The sequence below is a fragment of the uncultured Sphingomonas sp. genome (genome assembly GCF_964237335.1).
Taxonomy (GTDB): Bacteria; Pseudomonadota; Alphaproteobacteria; order Sphingomonadales; family Sphingomonadaceae; genus Sphingomonas.
The window spans coordinates 13,830-31,852 of sequence record NZ_CAXSHM010000022.1; the positions used below are offsets into that span (position 1 = coordinate 13,830).

General features: G+C 67.6%; 19 protein-coding genes. 7 read left to right on the forward strand and 12 right to left on the reverse strand.

Features of this window, described 5'->3' with window-relative positions:
* Positions 1 to 5: 5 nt before the first annotated feature.
* Both ACFE65_RS11750 and ACFE65_RS11755 read right to left on the reverse strand, forming a co-directional pair.
* Positions 6 to 569: a Uma2 family endonuclease gene (locus tag ACFE65_RS11750; protein WP_375382548.1), complete on the reverse strand. Its 564-nt coding sequence runs from the start codon at positions 567 to 569 to the stop codon at positions 6 to 8.
* A 62-nt stretch (positions 570 to 631) separates the two neighbouring features.
* Positions 632 to 1,555, reverse strand: a complete 924-nt coding sequence (locus tag ACFE65_RS11755; protein WP_375382549.1) for a neutral zinc metallopeptidase — start codon at positions 1,553 to 1,555, stop codon at positions 632 to 634.
* A gap of 111 nt (positions 1,556 to 1,666) precedes the next feature.
* Between ACFE65_RS11755 and ACFE65_RS11760 the strand changes: the two genes are divergently transcribed.
* Together ACFE65_RS11760 and ACFE65_RS11765 are read left to right on the forward strand one after the other, a co-directional pair.
* Positions 1,667 to 2,452 (forward strand): 3-hydroxybutyrate dehydrogenase, encoded by a 786-nt coding sequence (locus ACFE65_RS11760; RefSeq protein WP_375382550.1) that lies wholly within the window; start codon positions 1,667 to 1,669, stop codon positions 2,450 to 2,452.
* Between the two features lie 22 nt (positions 2,453 to 2,474).
* Entirely contained in the window at positions 2,475 to 3,797 is a 1,323-nt protein-coding gene (locus tag ACFE65_RS11765; protein WP_375382551.1) for a chloride channel protein, read from the forward strand.
* Here the strand turns inward: ACFE65_RS11765 and ACFE65_RS11770 are convergent.
* The 5 genes from ACFE65_RS11770 to ACFE65_RS11790 are packed head-to-tail and all read right to left on the reverse strand — an operon-like array spanning position 3,794 to position 7,113.
* Entirely contained in the window at positions 3,794 to 4,582 is a 789-nt protein-coding gene (locus ACFE65_RS11770; protein ID WP_375382552.1) for a hypothetical protein, read from the reverse strand. The genes ACFE65_RS11765 and ACFE65_RS11770 overlap by 4 nt on opposite strands.
* Before the next feature lie 47 nt (positions 4,583 to 4,629).
* Positions 4,630 to 5,601, reverse strand: a complete 972-nt coding sequence (locus ACFE65_RS11775; protein ID WP_375382573.1) for a cation diffusion facilitator family transporter — start codon at positions 5,599 to 5,601, stop codon at positions 4,630 to 4,632.
* The gene (locus ACFE65_RS11780) at positions 5,598 to 6,560 is read right to left on the reverse strand and encodes an aldo/keto reductase (protein WP_375382553.1); all 963 of its coding nucleotides are present in this window, start codon (positions 6,558 to 6,560) and stop codon (positions 5,598 to 5,600) included. Before ACFE65_RS11780 ends, ACFE65_RS11775 begins: the two co-directional genes overlap by 4 nt.
* The gene (locus ACFE65_RS11785; protein WP_375382554.1) at positions 6,557 to 6,760 is read right to left on the reverse strand and encodes a hypothetical protein; all 204 of its coding nucleotides are present in this window, start codon (positions 6,758 to 6,760) and stop codon (positions 6,557 to 6,559) included. Before ACFE65_RS11785 ends, ACFE65_RS11780 begins: the two co-directional genes overlap by 4 nt.
* Positions 6,757 to 7,113: a hypothetical protein gene (locus ACFE65_RS11790; protein ID WP_375382555.1), complete on the reverse strand. Its 357-nt coding sequence runs from the start codon at positions 7,111 to 7,113 to the stop codon at positions 6,757 to 6,759. Before ACFE65_RS11790 ends, ACFE65_RS11785 begins: the two co-directional genes overlap by 4 nt.
* 129 nt (positions 7,114 to 7,242) lie before the next feature.
* Between ACFE65_RS11790 and ACFE65_RS11795 the strand changes: the two genes are divergently transcribed.
* From ACFE65_RS11795 to metH, 4 genes are all read left to right on the forward strand, one after another.
* Complete coding sequence (locus ACFE65_RS11795) at positions 7,243 to 8,211, forward strand: ArsR/SmtB family transcription factor (RefSeq protein WP_375382556.1); 969 nt, start codon at positions 7,243 to 7,245, stop codon at positions 8,209 to 8,211.
* Positions 8,208 to 9,149 carry a methylenetetrahydrofolate reductase gene (gene metF, locus ACFE65_RS11800; RefSeq protein WP_375382557.1) on the forward strand — a complete coding sequence of 314 codons (942 nt, stop codon included), beginning with the start codon at positions 8,208 to 8,210 and terminating at the stop codon, positions 9,147 to 9,149. Before ACFE65_RS11795 ends, metF begins: the two co-directional genes overlap by 4 nt.
* Positions 9,150 to 9,160: 11 nt before the next feature.
* Positions 9,161 to 10,207 carry a homocysteine S-methyltransferase family protein gene (locus ACFE65_RS11805; RefSeq protein ID WP_375382574.1) on the forward strand — a complete coding sequence of 349 codons (1,047 nt, stop codon included), beginning with the start codon at positions 9,161 to 9,163 and terminating at the stop codon, positions 10,205 to 10,207.
* Between the two features lie 104 nt (positions 10,208 to 10,311).
* Entirely contained in the window at positions 10,312 to 12,903 is a 2,592-nt protein-coding gene (gene metH / locus ACFE65_RS11810; protein WP_375382558.1) for a methionine synthase, read from the forward strand.
* A gap of 22 nt (positions 12,904 to 12,925) precedes the next feature.
* Here the strand turns inward: metH and ACFE65_RS11815 are convergent, their stop codons facing one another.
* From ACFE65_RS11815 to map, 4 genes are all read right to left on the reverse strand, one after another.
* A complete protein-coding gene (locus ACFE65_RS11815) occupies positions 12,926 to 13,687 on the reverse strand; it encodes a TorF family putative porin (RefSeq protein ID WP_375382559.1) in 762 nt (253 codons plus the stop codon).
* A 59-nt stretch (positions 13,688 to 13,746) separates the two neighbouring features.
* The gene (gene glnA, locus ACFE65_RS11820) at positions 13,747 to 15,159 is read right to left on the reverse strand and encodes a type I glutamate--ammonia ligase (protein WP_375382560.1); all 1,413 of its coding nucleotides are present in this window, start codon (positions 15,157 to 15,159) and stop codon (positions 13,747 to 13,749) included.
* A 96-nt stretch (positions 15,160 to 15,255) separates the two neighbouring features.
* On the reverse strand, positions 15,256 to 15,594 hold the full coding sequence (locus tag ACFE65_RS11825) for a P-II family nitrogen regulator (protein ID WP_375382561.1): 339 nt from the start codon (positions 15,592 to 15,594) through the stop codon (positions 15,256 to 15,258).
* Positions 15,595 to 15,686: 92 nt separating this feature from the next.
* Positions 15,687 to 16,511, reverse strand: coding sequence for a type I methionyl aminopeptidase (gene map / locus ACFE65_RS11830; RefSeq protein WP_375382562.1), 825 nt, complete (start codon positions 16,509 to 16,511; stop codon positions 15,687 to 15,689).
* Positions 16,512 to 16,574: 63 nt separating this feature from the next.
* Between map and ACFE65_RS11835 the strand changes: the two genes are divergently transcribed.
* Positions 16,575 to 17,342: a competence/damage-inducible protein A gene (locus tag ACFE65_RS11835; protein WP_375382563.1), complete on the forward strand. Its 768-nt coding sequence runs from the start codon at positions 16,575 to 16,577 to the stop codon at positions 17,340 to 17,342.
* Between the two features lie 225 nt (positions 17,343 to 17,567).
* Here the strand turns inward: ACFE65_RS11835 and ACFE65_RS11840 are convergent, their stop codons facing one another.
* Positions 17,568 to 17,978, reverse strand: coding sequence for a DUF2147 domain-containing protein (locus ACFE65_RS11840; protein WP_375382575.1), 411 nt, complete (start codon positions 17,976 to 17,978; stop codon positions 17,568 to 17,570).
* Positions 17,979 to 18,023 lie beyond the last annotated feature (45 nt).

Here is an 18,023-nt window from a genome sequence, read left to right on the forward strand (position 1 = left end):
GCGGCTCACAAGGCGGTTGTTTCCACCGCCAAACCGTCGAGCGTCGCTGCGATGATCGACTGTTCGAACGGCACCTCGCGACGTTCCGCGTAAGTCACTTCAGCGGGCGCCCACATCTGGTGGATCAAGCGGCCGCTTACGTCCACGACCCAATACTCTGGAATACCAGCTAAAGCATAGCGTTCGGCCTTCTCCTTGAGATCGAACGAAAATGTCGAAGCGGAAACCTCCACGAACAACCGTACCGCCTCGCGCGGGACGGCCATCTCGCTCGTGAACGGCTCCGCAACGATGACGTCCGGCTGGGGACAATCTGTGTCCGACAAGGCGACGCTACCGCTGGTTCCGACAAATAGACCTAACCGTTCCTCTTCGATCAGGCGACGCAGACGGTAAGCGATTTCGTCCTTGATCCGCATGTGCGGCACCCATTCGGAACTCATTACGATGATGTCTCCATCAATCAGTTCGGTCTTCTCGCCCTTGAACACGCCAGTGCCGTCCAAGAGCAGGTAATCGTCCACCCGTAATTTGTATTTGCCGGCAGAGGGAAGCGCGTGCGCATTCATGAGTCATTTCCTATCACGACCACGTCGATCGGCCAATGAACTACATCCGATCCGGATATATTTTAGATTGCCCCCGAGAACGTATCGCATTGCGCCGGGTCACCCGAGTCCAGCCCTACCTGCAACCAGTGCTCGCGCTGCGCCGACGTGCCGTGGGTGAAGCTGTCCGGCACCACGCGGCCCTGCGCCTGCTGCTGCAACGTGTCGTCGCCGATCGCGTGGGCGGCGGTCATGCCCTGCTGGACGTCGCCGGGATCGAGCCGGTCCTTGTTGGCGTTCGCCCAGATGCCCGCGTAGCAATCCGCCTGCAGCTCCAGCCGTACCGACAGCCGGTTCGCGTCGGTCGGATCCGACGACTGTTCCTGCTGCGACACCTTGGCCGACACGCCGAGCAGGTTCTGGATATGATGGCCGAACTCGTGCGCGATCACGTAATCCTGGGCGAAATCGCCGCCGGCGTGGAAGCGGCTTTGGAGTTCCTGAAAGAAGCTGGTGTCGAGGTAGATGCCGTCGTCGGTGGGGCAATAGAACGGCCCCATCGCCGACTGCGCCGCGCCGCACCCCGATTGCCCGTTGCCGCTGTAGAATTGCAGCGAGGGCGCCTGGAACTGCTTGCCCTCGCGTTGGAAGATGCCCGCCCAGGTCTTGTCCGCACTGCTGAACGCGTTGCAGGCGGCCTTGCTCGATGCGTCGATCGTGCAGGCCTTGGTCGCGTCGGCATGTCCGGCCGGCGCGGTCTGCTGCGTCGGCGCGACGCCGCCGTTCCCGCCGCCGCCGCCGATCAACGACAGCGGGTTGACGCCCAGCACCGCCAGCACGATCAGCACGACGACGATCCCGCCGCAGCCGAACCGGCTGCCGATCAGCGGCAGCAGCCCGAGCAGCATCCCGCCGCCCCCGCCGCCGCCGCCGAGGAAACCGCCGCCCCCACCCTGGCCGCGCTGGTCGCCGACGTTGATGTCCGGATCGAAGTCGTCGAGACGCATGGGCCGCCCTGTTCCTTGTCGTTGCATCCCCAATGCGTTGGCCGCACCGGCGTTGCAACCGTGCGCGTTCGCGCGCATCGCGCGGGCGTCCTCTCATGGAAGCCTCCTTTTATGTTCCTGCGCGGCAGATCCGCCATCGTCACCGGCTCCACCTCCGGCATCGGCCTCGCGATCGCGACGGCGCTGGCAGGCGAGGGCGCGGCAGTGACGATCAACGGCTTCGGCGACCCGCAGGCGGTCGAGGCGAGCCGCGCGAGCCTCACCGAGGCGAGCGGCGCCCAGGCACGCTACGACCCGGCCGACATGAGCCAACCCGACGAGATCGCGGCGATGGTCCAGCGCACCGCGGCGGCGCAGGGCGGCGTCGACATCCTCGTCAACAACGCCGGCATCCAGCACGTCTCGCCGATCGAGAGCTTCCCGCCCGAGAAGTACGAGGCGATCATCGCCATCAACATGTCGTCCGCCTTCTACGCCATCCAGGCCGCGCTGGCTGGCATGAAGGCGAAGGGCTGGGGCCGGATCATCAGCACCGCATCGGCGCACTCGCTCGTCGCCAGCCCCAACAAGGCGGCCTATGTCATGGCGAAGCACGGCATCATCGGCCTGACCAAGACGGCGGCGCTGGAAACGGCGCGCGACGGCATCACCGTCAACGCGATCAGCCCGGGCTATGTCTGGACGCCGCTGGTGGAGGCGCAGATCCCGGACACGATGCGCGCGCGCAACATGACGCGCGAGCAGGTGATGAACGACGTCCTGCTCGCCGCGCAGCCGACCAAGGCGTTCGTCACCCCGGAGCAAGTCGCCGCGCTCGCTTTGTTCCTGTGCCGCGACGAGGCGAGCGCGATCACCGGCGCGAACCTGTCGATGGACGGCGGATGGACCGCGGCCTGATGGGCGCGGGCGATCTGCCCTGATGGCCGGCTCGCTCGATGCCCTGCTCGCCCGGCTGGCTCGGACGTCCGACCGGGGCGGCGACGCCTTGCGCCGGCTTCGGCGGCGACTGGCGACAGGCGGGGGCGCCGTCCTCCTCGGCCTCGCCGCGCTAGCGTTCGCACGCGGGGGCGATGCGGCGCAGGCCGCGTTCGCCCGGATCGTCGCGGCTGCGCCGTATGCGGCGCTGCTGCTGACGCCCGTGATCTTCGCGCTGGTGGTGCTGGTGACGGATCGGTGGGTGCCCGCCGCCCGGGGCTCGGGCATCCCGCAGGTGATCGCCGCCGCGCGTGACCCGCAACGGGAGGCCGGCGGCCCGCTCGTGTCGCTGCGGACCGGCGTCGCCAAGGTGGGGCTGACGCTCGCGATGCTGCTCGGCGGCGCATCCGTGGGCCGCGAGGGGCCGACGGTGCAGTTGAGCGCCGCGATCATGGTCGCGGTCAGCCGGCTGTTGCGCGTGCCGGTGGGCGCGGGGGTGCTGATCGCGGGCGGCGCGGCCGGTGTCGCGGCGGCGTTCAACACGCCGCTCGCGGGCGTGGCGTTCGCGATCGAGGAGCTCGCGTCGGCCTATGAGCAGAAGGTCGCGGTGCTCGTGATGGCGGCGGTGATGATCGCCGGCTTCGTCAGCCTCGGCATCGCCGGCGACTATGTCTATTTCGGGGCCATGGGCCAGACGTTGAGCGTCCGTACCGTCCTGCTGGTGACGCCCGTGGCAGCGGTCGCGGGAGGGCTGTCGGGCGGGCTGTTCAGCCGGATCGTGCTCGATGTCGCGGTCGCTGCCCATCCGGTGGTCCGCCGGGTGAAGGCGACGCCCGTCCTGTTCGCGGCGGGATGCGGCCTCGTCGTCGCGCTGCTCGGCTTGGCCAGCGGCGGCGTAACCTGGGGTACCGGCTATGCGGCGACGCGGCAGCTGGTGGGGGGGCATGGCCAGCCGCTGTGGTTCGGCCCAGCGAAGTTCGCCGCCGCGCTCGCGACCACGCTCAGCGGCGCGCCTGGCGGCGTGTTCGCGCCATCGCTGGCGGTCGGCGCCGGGGTCGGCAATCTGCTGACGGTGCTGTTCCCCGCCGACCCGCCCGGCGCGATCGTGGTGCTCGGGATGATCGCCTATTTCGTCGGCGTGGTGCGCGCGCCGCTGACCGCGGTCATCATCATCAGCGAGACGACCGCCAGCCGCGGTCTCATCATCCCGCTGTTCGCCACCGCGCTGATCGCCGACGCGGTCAGCGCGTGGGTGTGCCCAACTCGGCTGTACCACGGCCTTGCGAAGCCGTTCATCGCGGCGGCTGACGAGTGCGCGCGGGCCTAGTTCGTCTCGGTCGCCGCCTTGGCCGGCGTCTCAGCGGATGTGGCGGCTTCGGCGCCAGCCTTGCCCGTCTCCCCGGCCTTGCCCGTCTCCATCGACTTGGTCGTGATGACGGCGGTCGGCGCGGCGGTCGGGCGCGTGTCGGTGAAGGCCACGGCGGGGGCGACGGCGCCGGTCGCGGTCAGCACGGGCAGCTTGGGATCAAGCCCCGGGATCGGCGTCAGCGCCGCGATATACTCCTTACCGTGCAGATCGACCGGAACGACCCGCCCGACGTTCGCCGCCTCGACCGCGACGAGGAAGGAGCGCGGCCGCTTCATCAGCTTGGGCTGATCGGTGCCAGCAAGCCCAATCCGCTCGGCGGCGACCTTCACGAAGGTGACGCAGTTGCGCTTGTTCATGTCGTACCGCTGGTTGCCGGATGGGCCCCATTCGTCGAGCAGATTCAGCACCGCAAGATACTGGTCGTCCGTCATCGTCACCGAGAAATGCGCGTCGCTGCCCTTCATGTAGTTGAGCTCGGCAGGCTCCAGCATCCCGGGGACGGCGCCGAACAGGATCGCCGGGCTGACGTGCTTGGCGGTGAACCCGATGTTCATGTCCACCGGCGCGCCGCCGCGGTCGGGCTTACCGCGCATCGTGATGAACGCGTGCGGGAAGTTGTTGCCGAACTCGTGACTCCAGAAGGTGATCGTCACCGCCGCCGACGCGGGCAGGGCGGCACCCATCGATAACGCGAGCGCAAGTGCGACGCGGAACAGCGGGCGGGCGAGGAGGCGGAGCGGCATCATGTCGCCATGCTATCCGATCGCGTGCGGTGTCGGAAGCCATCTCTTCACGCGCTCATAACGGCGGCAGGATCGCCGCTGGGACCGAGGCGCGGCGCATCCTCTGCCCGTTCAGGGCGAATGTAGATCGACGACAGCATCGGCTCCGCCTCGCGGAGCGCGGCCTCCATCCGCTCGACCAGCAGTTCCGCCTCGCCCATCGTCACGTCGTCGCGGAAGTCGGCGCTGATCGCGGCGAATACCGATGACGGGCCGGTGTGGATGGTGCGGACATGGTTCACCGCCGTCACCTGCGGGAAGCCGGCGACGATCGCGCGGATGCTCGCGATCACGGCCGGGTCGGCGCGCTCGCCGATCAGCAGCCCCTTCGATTCGCGTCCGAGCAGCAAGGCGACGCCGCCCAACATCACGCCGATGACGATCGAGGCGGCGCCATCCACCCACGGCAGGTTCAGCGCATGCGACGCGAACACGCCAATCGCGGCGATCAGCAGCCCCGCTAGGGCCGCGGAGTCCTCGAACATGACGATGAACGTCGCGGGGTCCTTCGACCGGCGGATCGCCTGCCACCAGCCCGCATCGCCCTTGGTCCGTGCGAACTGGCGGACCGCGACCGTCCAGGAGGCACCTTCCAGCAGCGCCGAGACGCCGAGCACGACGTAGCTCAACGTCGCGCTGTGCAGCGGCTCGGGCGCGACTATGTGGCGGTAGCCCTCGTACACCGACACGCCCGCACCCACCGCGAAGATTAGGATCGCGACCACGAACGCCCAGAAGTACAGCTCGCGCGCATAGCCGAAGGGGTGGAAGCGGTCCGGCGGCCGGTTCGCGCGATGCTGGCCCCACAGCAACAACACTTGATTAAGGCTGTCCACCACCGAGTGGACACCCTCCGTCAGCATCGATGACGAACCGGAAAGCGCGGCCGCGACGAACTTGGCGGCCGCGATGCCCAAATTTGCGGCGAGCGCCGCGACAACGACGGTGGTGGACTCGGCCTTCTCCGCCACGCGGCTCAGCCGCCGGCCGCGTCGAGCGACGCGATCTGCTCGGCTGACAGCGACAGCGTCATCGCGGGCATCAGCTCATCGAGCTGCTTCGCGGTCGTCGCGCTGGCGATCGGCGCGGTGACGCCCGGCTTCGCCATCAGCCAGGCGAGCGCGATTTGCGCGAGGGTCGCGCCTGTGTCGGCGGCGATCGCGTCCATCGCGGCCAACACCGCCGGTCCCTTGCCGTCAAGCAACGCGGTCATCCGGCCACCGCGGACACTCTGGCCCAGATCGTCCGTGGAGCGGTATTTGCCGGTTAGGAAGCCCGATGCGAGACCGGAGTAGGGGAGCACGCCGATGGCTCGCGCGACACAATAATCCTGGAGTGCACCCTCGAACTTGGCGCGACTGACGACGTTGTATTCAGGCTGAAGAACCTGGAACGAGGGCAGGCCGTTCGCCGCCGCGATGTCCACTGCAGACTTCAGTCGCTGAGCGTCGAAGTTGGAGGCGCCGACTGCGCGCACCTTGCCCGCCTCGATCAGTCTGGCAAATGCCTCGACATACGCGTCCTGGGCCGTCTCGTCGCTGTCCTGGTGCGCGTAATAGAGGTCGATCCGATCGGTCCCGAGCCGTTCCAGCGACGCGTCCACGCCGGCGGCGATCTGCTTGGGGTGCAGCTTGCCGACTTCCGTGTCGTCCCATGGGATCATCCCGACCTTGGTCGCGATCAGCACCTGGTCGCGTTTGCCGCTAGCCTTCAGCCACGCGCCGATCATCGTCTCCGACTCGCCGCCTTTGTGGCCAGGAACCCAGGCGGAATAGACGTCCGCCGTGTCGATCATCGTGCCGCCGCCGGCGACGAACGCGTCGAGCACCGCGAAGCTCGCGTCGCGGTCCGCGGTCCAGCCGAAGACGTTGCCGCCCAGGACCAACGGCGCGATGGACAGGTCTGTCGTTCCGAGGCGGCGAGGCGTGATGCTGGTCATGATGGGTCTTCCGTGTTGCCGTCGGCGTCGGTGTCCACGTCGTTGGCGATCACCACATTGGCGTCGAGCGTCGCCGCCGCGTCGTTGAGCTGGCTCTGCTCGTCCGGCGTGACCGCGGCCGGGTCCTCGGCCCTGCGGTAGCAGGCCGACAGCGATAGCGCCGACGCCAGGCAACAGAGGATCAGGCGGCTGCGCGTCACTGGTCGAGCTTGTCGCCCGCCCGCTTGAGCGCGCGCCCGGTCGCATGGCTCGCGCGATCCGCGGTGTTGCCGATCGAGTCGCCGGCGCGGTCCAGCGTGTTGCCGACGCCGTCCAGCGAGTCACCCGTACGATCGATCGAGTTGCCGGCATGGTCCACCGATCGCTCCGCGTTGCCGAATGCCTTGTCGCTCGCCGCATCGACGCTGTTGACCGCGCGCGCCATCGTCGTGTTCGCGTCGGCGGCGATGCTGTCCGCGGCCTGAGTCGTGTCGTCACGCGACTTCTGGCTGCACCCTGCCAAGGCAACGAGGGCGAGCGTACCGGCGAGAGCGGCGGAGGGGAGCGACTTCATGGGCGATCCTCGATGATTGTAACGGGCATGGTGACGGAGTCGCAACGCCTTCTCTCCCGGTTCGCTCCCGGAGAGGCAACACACGTCGGCGATTGACGTCATATAAAGATATCTTTATACCGTAATGTCATGGCGACCGCGCTCGACATCTTCCGTGCCTTGGCTGATGCGACGAGGCTTCGCATCCTGGCGCTGCTGCGCACGATGGAGCTGTCCGTCGGCGAGCTGGCGCAGGTGTTGGGACAGAGCCAGCCGCGCGTGTCGCGCCATGTCAAGATACTGGTCGATGCCGGGCTGGCGGTGCGGCGCAAGGAGGGAAGCTGGGTCTTCGTCGCCTTGGGCGATACGAACCGGACCGGCCCGGTGCTGACGGCGCTCGATCAGTGGGACGGGGCGGAGGGCGATCACTGGACCGCTGCCGATGCCGCGCGGCTGACGGCGGTACGCGCCGATCGCGCCGCCGCGGCCTCGACGTGGTTCGAGGCGCATGCCGGCGAGTGGGACGCGATCCGGTCGCTGCATGTCGCCGAAAGCCAGGTCGAGGCGGCGATGAAAATGGTGCTCGGCGACGGTCCGGTCGGGCGGCTGATCGACATCGGCACCGGCACCGGCCGGATGATCGAGCTGTTCGGCGCCCGCGCGAAGAGCGCCATCGGGATCGACCGCAGTTCGGAGATGCTGCGCCTTGCTCGCGCGAAGCTCGCCGAATGCGGTCGTCCGGCGGACCTGCGGCAGGCGGACCTGTACCAGTTGCCGATGGCGGCGGGATCGGCGGACCTCGCGATCCTGCACCATGTGCTCCACTTCGCGCAGCAGCCGGCGGCGGCGATCGCCGAGGCGGCGCGCGTGCTGGCGCCGAGCGGGCGGCTGCTGATCGTCGACTTCGCGCCGCACCAGCGCGAGGAGCTGCGCGCGCAGGAGGCTCATGCGCGGCTGGGCTTTTCCGATGAGCAGATGCTCGGCTGGTTTCAGGCCGCTGGGCTTGCGCCGATGCGGATCGAGACGCTTGCGGGCGGCGAGCTGACGGTGACATTGTGGCTTGCTCGCAAGACTATAGCGGGAACTGTTGGCGCGGTGGATGAGGTGAAGGCGGCATGACACTCTCGATTCCGGAACTCGAAGAGGCGCGGTGCGCGCTGGAGGCGCCGTTGTTCGCCGACCTGGCCGGCGACATGGCGGTGTCGTTCGAGTTCTTCCCGCCCAAGACGGACAAGATGGATGTGGCGATGTGGGAGGCGATCCGAACGCTGGAGCCGCTAGCGCCCAGTTTCGTGTCGGTGACCTATGGCGCCGGCGGATCGACGCGCGAGCGGACGCACGCGACGGTGGCGCGGATCAGCCGCGAGACCGCGATCCCGGCGGCCGCGCACCTGACCTGCGTGGAGGCGACCAAGGACGAGATCGACCAGGTCGCGCAGGAATATTGGGCCGCAGGCGTGCGCCACATTGTCGCACTACGCGGCGATCCGCCGGTGCCGGGTGCGCCGTATCAGGCGCATGCCGGCGGCTATCGCAACGCGGCCGATCTGGTCGCGGGCCTGCGGCGGCTGCACCCGTTCGAGATATCGGTCGCCGCCTATCCGGAGTGCCATCCCGAGTCCGGCAGCCCGGACGCGGACATCGACAACCTCAAGCGCAAGATCGATGCCGGCGCCAATCGCGCGATCACGCAGTTCTTCTTCTCGCCCGAGGCGTATTTCCGCTTCCGCGACCGCGCGGCGGCGGCTGGCATCACCGCCGAGATCGTGCCCGGCATCCTGCCGGTCTCAAACGTCGCGCAGACGCGCAAGTTCGCGGGCATGTGCGGCGCGGCGATCCCGGGCTGGATGGATCGGCTGTTCGAGGGTCTGGACGACCGCCCCGCCGCGCGCCAGCTCGTCGCCGCGACGATCGCCGCCGAGCTGTGCCGCCGGCTCTACGCGGGCGGCGTGCGACATTTTCACTTCTACACGCTCAACCGCGCCGAGCTCGCCTATGCGATCTGCCACATGCTCGGCGTACGGCCCGGCACGGAGCAGCAGGCGGTGGCCGCGTGAGAGATACCGGCATGACCCCGCGCGAGACCTTCAACGCCCAAGCGGCGGACCGCATCCTTATCACCGACGGCGCATTCGGCACGGAGATCCAGAACTGGAAGCTGGACGAGGCGGCCTATGCCGGCACGCTCGGCCTGTCGAAGGATCAGAAGGGCAATAACGACATCCTCGCGCTCACCATGCCGAAGGTGCCCGAGTCGATCCACCGCGCCTATTTCGAGGCGGGCGCGGACATTGCGGAGACCAACACCTTTTCCGCCAACATCATCAGCCAGGCCGATTATGGCGCCGAGCATCTGGTGCACGAGATCAACGTCGAGAGCGCGCGGCTGGCGCGCCGGTTGGCGGACGAGTATCAGGCCCGTGATGGCCGCCCGCGCTTCGTCGCCGGTGCGATCGGGCCGACGAACAAGACGCTGTCGCTCTCGCCCGACGTCAACGATCCCGGATATCGCGAGATCGACTTTGACTATCTGACGGGCGTGTACCGCCAGCAGGTCGACGCACTGGTCGAGGGTGGGGCCGACTTCATCCTGATCGAGACGGTCTTCGACACGCTGAACGCCAAGGCCGGCATCATGGCCGCGCTCGACGCCGGCGAGGCGCTGGGCCGCGACCTGCCGATCATGCTGTCGATGACGTTGACCGACCTGTCGGGCCGCAACCTGTCGGGGCATACGGTGGAGGCGTTCTGGCATGCGGTGCGCCACGCCAAGCCGCTGACGATCGGGCTCAACTGCTCGTTCGGTGCGGAGCAGCTCCGCCCGCACGTGAAGGTCCTCTCCGAGCTGTGCGACACGCTGATCATGGTCTACCCCAATGCCGGCCTGCCCAACGAGCTCGGCGAATATGACGAGATGCCAGTGACCACGGCTGGCCTCGTCGGCGAGTGGGCGCATGCGGGGCAGGTCAACGTGCTGGGCGGCTGCTGCGGCTCGACGCCGGCGCACATCAAGGCGATTGCGGACACGGTTCGCGGGGTTGCCCCGCGGCGGATGCCGGTGCCGCCGGTGAAGACGCGGCTGGCGGGGCTGGAGCCGTTCACGATGGCGGCTTAGCGGTCGCCGATCACCCACCCCGTTCGTTTCGAGCGAAGTCGAGAAACGGGATCAAGGGACACCTCGCATGTGTCTCGACTTCGCTCGACACGAACGGGACTCCTGTGGCCTCTGCTCCCTCCTCCACCCAGTTCGTCAATATCGGCGAGCGCACCAACGTCACCGGTTCCGCCGCGTTCAAGAAGATGGTGATGGCGGGCGACTACACCCGCGCGGTCGAGGTCGCGCGCCAGCAGGTGGAGAACGGCGCGCAGGTGGTCGACGTCAACATGGACGAAGGGCTGCTCGACGCGCACCACGCGATGACGACGTTCCTCAAGCTGATCGCCGCCGAACCCGACATCGCCCGCGTCCCGATCATGATCGACTCGTCCAAGTGGGACGTGATTGAAGCGGGGCTGAAATGCGTGTCGGGCAAGCCGATCGTCAATTCAATTAGCATGAAGGAGGGCGAGGAGCCGTTCCTCCATTATGCTCGTAAGTGCATGAACTACGGTGCCGCCGCCGTCGTGATGGCGTTCGACGAAGTCGGACAGGCGGACACGCAGGCGCGCAAGGTCGAGATTTGCTCGCGCGCCTATGATCTGCTGATGACCATCGGTTTCCCGCCCGAGGACATCATCTTCGATCCCAATGTGTTCGCGGTCGCGACGGGGATCGAGGAGCACAACAACTATGCGGTTGACTACATCGAGGCCTGCAAGCAGATCAAGGCGCGTTGCCCGCATGTGCATATCTCGGGCGGCCTTTCGAACCTGAGCTTCAGCTTTCGCGGCAACGAGCCGGTACGCCGCGCGATGCACTCGATCTTCCTGTTCCACGCGATCCCGGCCGGCATGGACATGGGGATCGTCAATGCGGGCCAGCTCGACGTCTACGACACGATCGATCCCGAGCTGCGCCAGGCCTGCGAGGACGTCATCCTCAACCGCGATCCCGAGGCGGGCGACCGGTTGGTCGCGCTGGCGGAGAAATACCGCGGCACCGACGCGGTCGCGGAGAAGCAGGCGGCCGAGTGGCGTAGCCTGCCGGTCACCAAGCGGCTCGAATATGCGCTAGTGAAGGGCATCGACGCGCATGTGGTGGACGACACCGAGGAATGCCGCCAGCAGTTCGCGAGGCCAATCGAAGTGATTGAGGGCCCGCTGATGGACGGGATGAACGTCGTCGGCGACCTGTTCGGATCGGGCAAGATGTTCCTGCCGCAAGTCGTCAAAAGCGCTCGCGTCATGAAGAAGGCGGTGGCTCATCTGCTGCCCTTCATCGAGGCGTCGAAGGAGCCGGGATCGAAGGGCAAGGGCAAGATCGTGATGGCGACCGTCAAGGGCGATGTTCACGACATTGGGAAGAACATCGTCGGCGTCGTCCTCCAATGCAACGGCTTCGACGTGGTCGATCTGGGCGTGATGGTGCCGTGGTCGAAGATCCTGGAAGCCGCCAAGGAGAGCGACGCCGATATGATCGGGCTGTCCGGCCTTATCACGCCGTCGCTCGACGAGATGGTGACGGTGGCCGAGGAGATGACCCGCGCCAAAATGACGATGCCGCTGCTGATCGGCGGCGCAACGACCAGCAAGGTCCACACCGCGCTGCGCATCTCGCCCAAGTACGACGGACCGGTGGTCCATGTGCTCGACGCGAGCCGCGCGGTCGGCGTCGCGACGACGCTGGTCAGCACGACCGGCCGCGACGATTACGTCGCCGGCGTCGCGGCCGACTATGAGAAGGTGCGCCGAGCACGCGAGGGCAAGAGGCAGAACGACCTGTTGCCGCTGGCCGACGCGCGCGCGAACCCGTTCCCGGCCGACATGATGCTGAAGGCGCCCGATCCGGTGAAGCCGGGCGTCCACGTATTCGACGACTGGTCGTTGGAGGACCTGCGCGACCATATCGACTGGACGCCGTTCTTCCGCGCGTGGGAACTCGCCGGCAACTTCCCGGCGATCCTCGACGACGAGGTGGTGGGGGAGAGCGCGCGCGGACTGTACGAGGACGCGCAGGCGATGCTCGACCGAATCGTGGCGGAGAAGTGGCTGACGGCGCGCGGCGTCGCGGCGCTGTGGCCGTGCGCGCGCGATGGCGACGACGTGGTGCTGGACAGTGGAACGCGGCTGCCGTTCCTGCGCCAGCAGATCGCCAAGCGCGCCGGCCGCGCCAACATGTGCCTCGCGGATTTCGTCGACCCCGCCGGCGACTGGATCGGCGGCTTTGCGGTCGGCATCCATGGCATCGACAGCCACATCGCCGCCTACAAGGCCGGGCACGACGACTATAACGACGTCCTGCTCAAGGCCCTCGCCGACCGGATGGCCGAGGCGTTCGCCGAGAGCCTGCACGCGCACGTGCGCCGCGAGCTGTGGGGCTATGCGCCCGACGAGCAGCTAACCAACGAGGCGATGGTCCGCGAGCACTATCGCGGCATCCGCCCCGCGCCCGGCTATCCCGCCTGTCCCGAGCACAGCGTGAAACGGCAGTTGTTCGAGCTATTGGACGCGGAGGCGACGACCGGCCTGACGCTGACCGACAGCTTCGCGATGCTGCCGACGGCGGCCGTCAGCGGCTTCTATTTCGGCCATGGGCAGGCGGAGTATTTCGGTGTGGCGCGGATCGGCCAGGATCAGGTGGCCGATTACGCGCTCCGGCGCGGGGTGGACCTGCCGACCGCCGAGCGCTGGCTGCGCCCCAATCTCGATTGATCCTGTCCGGCAAAACCAGGTTTCAGAACGACAGGCCGACCGAAGCCAGAACCGTACCCGCCGCCAGATCATCCCGCGCGCCAGCGATGGCGGCCGGATATCGGTACGCGTGCGTGTCGGTATCGACATAGGCGAGCCCCACCGTAACAGCGCGGCGGGTCCAGGCCGCGCCCAGCCGCCAGTCGGTGTAGCGGCGGCCAAGCGTCGCCGCGTCGGCGTCGAATGCGTGGCCGGCGTGGATGCTGACGGTCACCGGCGTGCGAGGGATGCCCGCTTCCAGATCGCCGTGGACATAGGCGCCTCCGCGCCGATCGCCCCCGATCCCGAGCCCGCGTTGCGCCCAGGCAAGGTTTGCGCCCAGGTGGCCCGTGAGCGGTCCGTAGGATCGGCTGACGATCACGAACGGCTCGGCAAAGTCGGTCGCGCCGCCTCGGCTGCCGGGATAGAAATAATAGGTCAGCCCCGCGTCGACGCCCGTGCCGTCGAGCGTGGCGCGATAGCCTGCCGTCAGGTCCATCTCGGCGTCGGCATTCCGGGCCACATAGCTGCCGATGCTGCTCGCGGTGACGCTCAGATAGGCGCCGGCCAGCGTGTCGATGGCGACGCTCGCCCCCGCCGCCGGGTCGCGGTCGCTGCGCGACAGGCCGCGGAAGCGATAGTCGGTGACCAGCGTCACGTCGCCCGATACGGTCAACGGCGCGGGCGGGGCGGTCTGCGCCGCAATCGGCCCGGCGAGGAGGGCAGCGGGCGCCAGCAGCGCCAGCCATCGGAAGAAGGTCATCATCGCGCATCGCTGCCACAACGGACCGGCAAAGGGGAGGGCCGGAGCCCTCCCCGCCATCGTCAACCGCTGTAGTACATGTCGTATTCGACCGGGCTGGGCGTCATCTCCCAGCGCACGACGTCCTGGAACTTCAGCTCGATGTACGATTCGATCTGGTCGGCGGTGAACACGTCTCCCTTCAGGAGATAGTCGTGATCGGCCTTCAGGCTGTCCAGCGCCTCGCGCAGGCTCGCGCAGACGGTGGGCACTTCGGCCAGTTCGGCGGGGGGCAGGTCGTACAGGTTCTTGTCCATCGCCTCGCCGGGATGGATGCGGTTCTGGATGCCGTCGAGCCCCGCCATCAGCAGCGCGGCATAGGCGAGATACGGGTTAGCGAGCGCGTCGGGGAAGCGGATCTCGACCCGCTTGGCCTTGGCGCCCGTGCCGTAGGGGATGCGGCACGACGCCGAACGGTTGCGGCTGGAATAGGCCAGCAGCACGGGCGCCTCATAGCCCGGCACCAGCCGCTTGTAGCTGTTCGTCGACGGATTGGTGAACGCGTTCAACGACTTGGCATGCTTGATGACGCCGCCGATGAAGTACAGGCACATGTCGCTGAGGCCGGCATAGCCGTTGCCGGCGAACAGCGGATTTCCCTCGTTCCAGATCGAGAAATGCGTGTGCATCCCCGAGCCATTGTCCTCCTTGATCGGCTTGGGCATGAACGTCGCCGTCTTGCCGTAGGCGTGCGCGACCATGTGGACGACGTATTTGTAGATCTGCATGCGATCCGCGGTCGTCACCAGCGTGCCGAACGTCAGCCCCAGCTCATGCTGCCCCGCCGCGACCTCGTGATGGTGCTTGTCGCAGGGCAGCCCCATCTCGAGCATCGTCGAGACCATCTCGGCCCTGATATCAACCGCCGAGTCGACCGGGGCGACGGGGAAATAGCCGCCCTTGGCGCGCGGACGGTGGGCGAGGTTGCCGCCGTCGTAATCACGGCCGGTGTTGGTCGGCAGCTCGATGTCGTCGATCTTGAAGAAGCTCTCGTTGTAGCCGGTGTTGAACTTCACATCGTCGAACATGAAGAACTCGGCCTCGGCACCGACATAGACGGTGTCGCCAAGGCCGGTCGACTGGAGATACGTCTCCGCCCGCCGCGCGCACGAGCGCGGATCGCGGGCATAAAGCTCACCGGTGCCGGGCTCCACCACGTTGCAGAACAGGATCATCATCGGCGTCGCCGAGAAGGGATCGATATACGACGCGTCCAGATCCGGTTTCAGGACCATGTCGCTCTCGTTGATCGCCTTCCAGCCCTCGATCGACGAGCCGTCGAACATGAAGCCGTCGGTCAGCTCGTCCTCACTGCAGGCGGCGGCGACCATCGTCAGATGCTGCCACTTGCCCTTGGGATCGGTGAAGCGGAGGTCGACCCACTCGATCTCCTTCTCCTCGATCACGCCCCGGATGTCGCTCGCCGTCTTCGCCATGCTCGGTCCTTCGCTGGAACTGGTGTTCGCCGCACATTCCATGCTGCACCGCGTCGCGTCAAACGGGACGCGACGGTTTTCTGCCCGACGGCCTCGTCAGATCGCCGCGTCGTCGCGTTCGCCGGTCCGGATGCGCAGCGCGCTCTCGACGGACAGGACGAAGATCTTGCCGTCGCCGATCCGCCCGGTCTGCGCCGCCGCGGCGATCGCCTCCACCGCGCGGTCGCACAGCCTGTCCTCCACCACGATCTCCAGCTTCACCTTGGGCAGGAAGTCGACGACGTATTCGGCGCCGCGATAGAGCTCGGTGTGGCCCTTCTGCCGGCCGAAACCCTTGGCCTCGATCACCGTGATCCCGCTGACGCCGACCTCGTGGAGCGCTTCCTTCACCTCGTCGAGCTTGAAGGGCTTGATGATGGCCTCGATCTTCTTCACGCACGCGCTCCTCAACCGGCCCCAGTTCCCGAACTCGACCGTGCCAGCCGGCAGGCGAGGGGGCAAGGCCCGGCGGAGCGGTGGAGCGAGCGTCAGTAGGGCGGCTTGTGCAGCCCTGCGGGACTGAAGGTGAATACCTCGCATCCGTCGTCGGTGATGCCGACGCTATGCTCGAACTGCGCCGACAGCGACCGGTCGCGCGTCACCGCCGTCCAGCCGTCGTCGAGCAGCTTCACGTCGGGCCGGCCGGTGTTGACCATCGGCTCGATCGTGAAGATCATGCCGGGGCGCAACTCGGGGCCGGTGCCGGGCCGTCCGACATGCACCACCTCCGGCGCGTCGTGGAACAGGCGCCCGACGCCGTGGCCACAGAAATCGCGCACCACGCCATAGCGATGCCCCTCCGCGTGCCGCTGGATCGCATGGGCGACGTCGCCCATCGTGTTGCCGGGCCGCGCCTGCCCGATGCCGAGCATCAGGCATTCGTAGGTGACCTCAACGAGCCGGCGCGCCTTCAGCGGCACGTCGCCGATCAGGTACATGCGGCTGCTGTCGCCGTGCCAGCCGTCGACGATCGGCGTCACGTCGACGTTGACGATGTCGCCCGACTTCAGCGTCTTCTCGCTCGGGATGCCATGGCAGACGACGTGGTTGATCGAGATGCAGCTCGCATGGGTATAGCCGCGATAGCCGAGCGTCGCGGGCAGGGCGCCCTCGGCGCGCATGAGGTCGAGGATGATCCGGTCGATCTCGCCGGTCGTCACGCCCGGCACCATGTGCGGTACGATATGGTCGAGCGTCGCCGCCGCCAGCGCGCCGGCGCGCCGCATCCCGGCGAACGCGTCCGGGCCATAGAGCTTGATCGCACCCGTGCGGGCCTGCGGGGCGTCGGTGGAAACGGTAACATAGTCGGTCATGCCGCAAGATATAGCAGCGCGACGCGGCTTTGCGAGCGTTCCGCGAGCGGCTAGAAGGGAGCGATGAGCGAACGCATCTGGACCGCCGCGCTCGTCGTCATCGGCGACGAGATCCTTTCCGGCCGGACGCAGGACCGGAACGTCGCCCAACTCGCCACCTGGCTCAACGTGCAGGGCATCCGCCTGGCGGAGGTGCGCGTGGTGGCCGACCGGACGCCGGCGATCGTCGAGGCGGTGAACCAGCTTCGCGCGCGCAACGATTATCTGTTCACGACCGGCGGCATCGGGCCGACCCACGACGACATCACGGTGGACGCGATCGCCGAGGCGCTGGACGTCGGGGTGGTCCATCATCCGCAGGCCATGGCGATCCTGGAGAGCTACTACGCGACGCGCGGCGGGTTGACCGAGGCGCGGGCGCGGATGGCGCGGGTACCCGACGGCGCGGCGCTGATCGAGAACCGCGTGTCCGGGGCGCCGGGCATCCGCTGGGGCAACATCTTCGTCATGGCCGGCGTGCCGCACATCACCGCCGGCATGCTCGACACGCTGACCGGCACGCTGGAGGGCGGTCGGCCGGTGGTCAGCCGCACGATCGGTTGCTGGGTCGCGGAGAGCGAGGTGGCCGACCTGCTGCGCCAGACGGAGAAGGCGCACGCGGGCGGGGAGGGGCTCGTCGCGATCGGCAGCTATCCGTTCTTCCGCGACGGCAGGACCGGCGCCAACTTCGTCGTGCGCAGCGCCGACCCGGCGATCGCGGACGCGTGCATCGCCGAACTGACGGGCGTGCTCGAGGCGAAGGGTTGCACGGTGATCGCGGACGGGATCTGACCTGGTCGCTGCGCCGGGCGGTTAGATTCACTTCATCCTCCCCGAGCCCGTCTTGGGGAGGGGGACCGTTCGCCGGAGGCGAGTGGTGGAGGGGCCGGACTGGACGGGTCGCTCGCGAGTTGCCCCTACACCATCGGCTTTGCCGATGGTCCCCCTCCCCGAGACAAGCTCGGGGAGGATCAAAGAAGCGAATGACTGCGAGACCGTGGCTCGCTACGGACAGAATCAGTGGACGCGCGTCCAGACTTGCGTCTTGCAGACCGGCACGAAGACGCAGCCGCGCAGTTTCAGCTGGTTGGCATCGATCGGCGTGATCTTGGCGCTGTAGGTGCGGCCATCCTCGGCATTGTAGATCGTGCCGCCGCTCCACACGCCATCGCTCCAGGTGAAGCCTTTCAGGATCTCTAGGTTGTGCAAGGAGCGGCCTCGAGACGCGGCGTCCTTGTTGTTCGCATCCTTCATGTCGGGCTGGGCACGCATGTTGTCCGACGTCACGATGCGGCCGCAGATCGAGGCGCCACAGCGCTGGATGTCCACGATCCCGTTGTGCGTCTCGGTCTTCCAGCGACCGACGACGGTGTCGCTAGGGGCGACGGGAGCGGCGGCGGCCAGGAGCAGCGCAGGCAGAAGGCGGATCAACGATTACTCCCAAAGTCCACGGCCAGCATCTGGTCCGACCAC

Bases quoted from the DNA above. Each gene is read 5' to 3' on its own strand.
- ACFE65_RS11750 (WP_375382548.1), bottom strand. From the start codon at position 569: ATGAATGCGCACGCGCTTCCCTCTGCCGGCAAATACAAATTACGGGTG.
- ACFE65_RS11755 (WP_375382549.1), bottom strand. From the start codon at position 1,555: ATGCGTCTCGACGACTTCGATCCGGACATCAACGTCGGCGACCAGCGC.
- ACFE65_RS11760 (WP_375382550.1), top strand. From the start codon at position 1,667: ATGTTCCTGCGCGGCAGATCCGCCATCGTCACCGGCTCCACCTCCGGC.
- ACFE65_RS11765 (WP_375382551.1), top strand. From the start codon at position 2,475: ATGGCCGGCTCGCTCGATGCCCTGCTCGCCCGGCTGGCTCGGACGTCC.
- ACFE65_RS11770 (WP_375382552.1), bottom strand. From the start codon at position 4,582: ATGCCGCTCCGCCTCCTCGCCCGCCCGCTGTTCCGCGTCGCACTTGCG.
- ACFE65_RS11780 (WP_375382553.1), bottom strand. From the start codon at position 6,560: ATGACCAGCATCACGCCTCGCCGCCTCGGAACGACAGACCTGTCCATC.
- ACFE65_RS11790 (WP_375382555.1), bottom strand. From the start codon at position 7,113: ATGAAGTCGCTCCCCTCCGCCGCTCTCGCCGGTACGCTCGCCCTCGTT.
- ACFE65_RS11795 (WP_375382556.1), top strand. From the start codon at position 7,243: ATGGCGACCGCGCTCGACATCTTCCGTGCCTTGGCTGATGCGACGAGG.
- metF (WP_375382557.1), top strand. From the start codon at position 8,208: ATGACACTCTCGATTCCGGAACTCGAAGAGGCGCGGTGCGCGCTGGAG.
- ACFE65_RS11805 (WP_375382574.1), top strand. From the start codon at position 9,161: ATGACCCCGCGCGAGACCTTCAACGCCCAAGCGGCGGACCGCATCCTT.
- ACFE65_RS11815 (WP_375382559.1), bottom strand. From the start codon at position 13,687: ATGATGACCTTCTTCCGATGGCTGGCGCTGCTGGCGCCCGCTGCCCTC.
- glnA (WP_375382560.1), bottom strand. From the start codon at position 15,159: ATGGCGAAGACGGCGAGCGACATCCGGGGCGTGATCGAGGAGAAGGAG.
- map (WP_375382562.1), bottom strand. From the start codon at position 16,511: ATGACCGACTATGTTACCGTTTCCACCGACGCCCCGCAGGCCCGCACG.
- ACFE65_RS11835 (WP_375382563.1), top strand. From the start codon at position 16,575: ATGAGCGAACGCATCTGGACCGCCGCGCTCGTCGTCATCGGCGACGAG.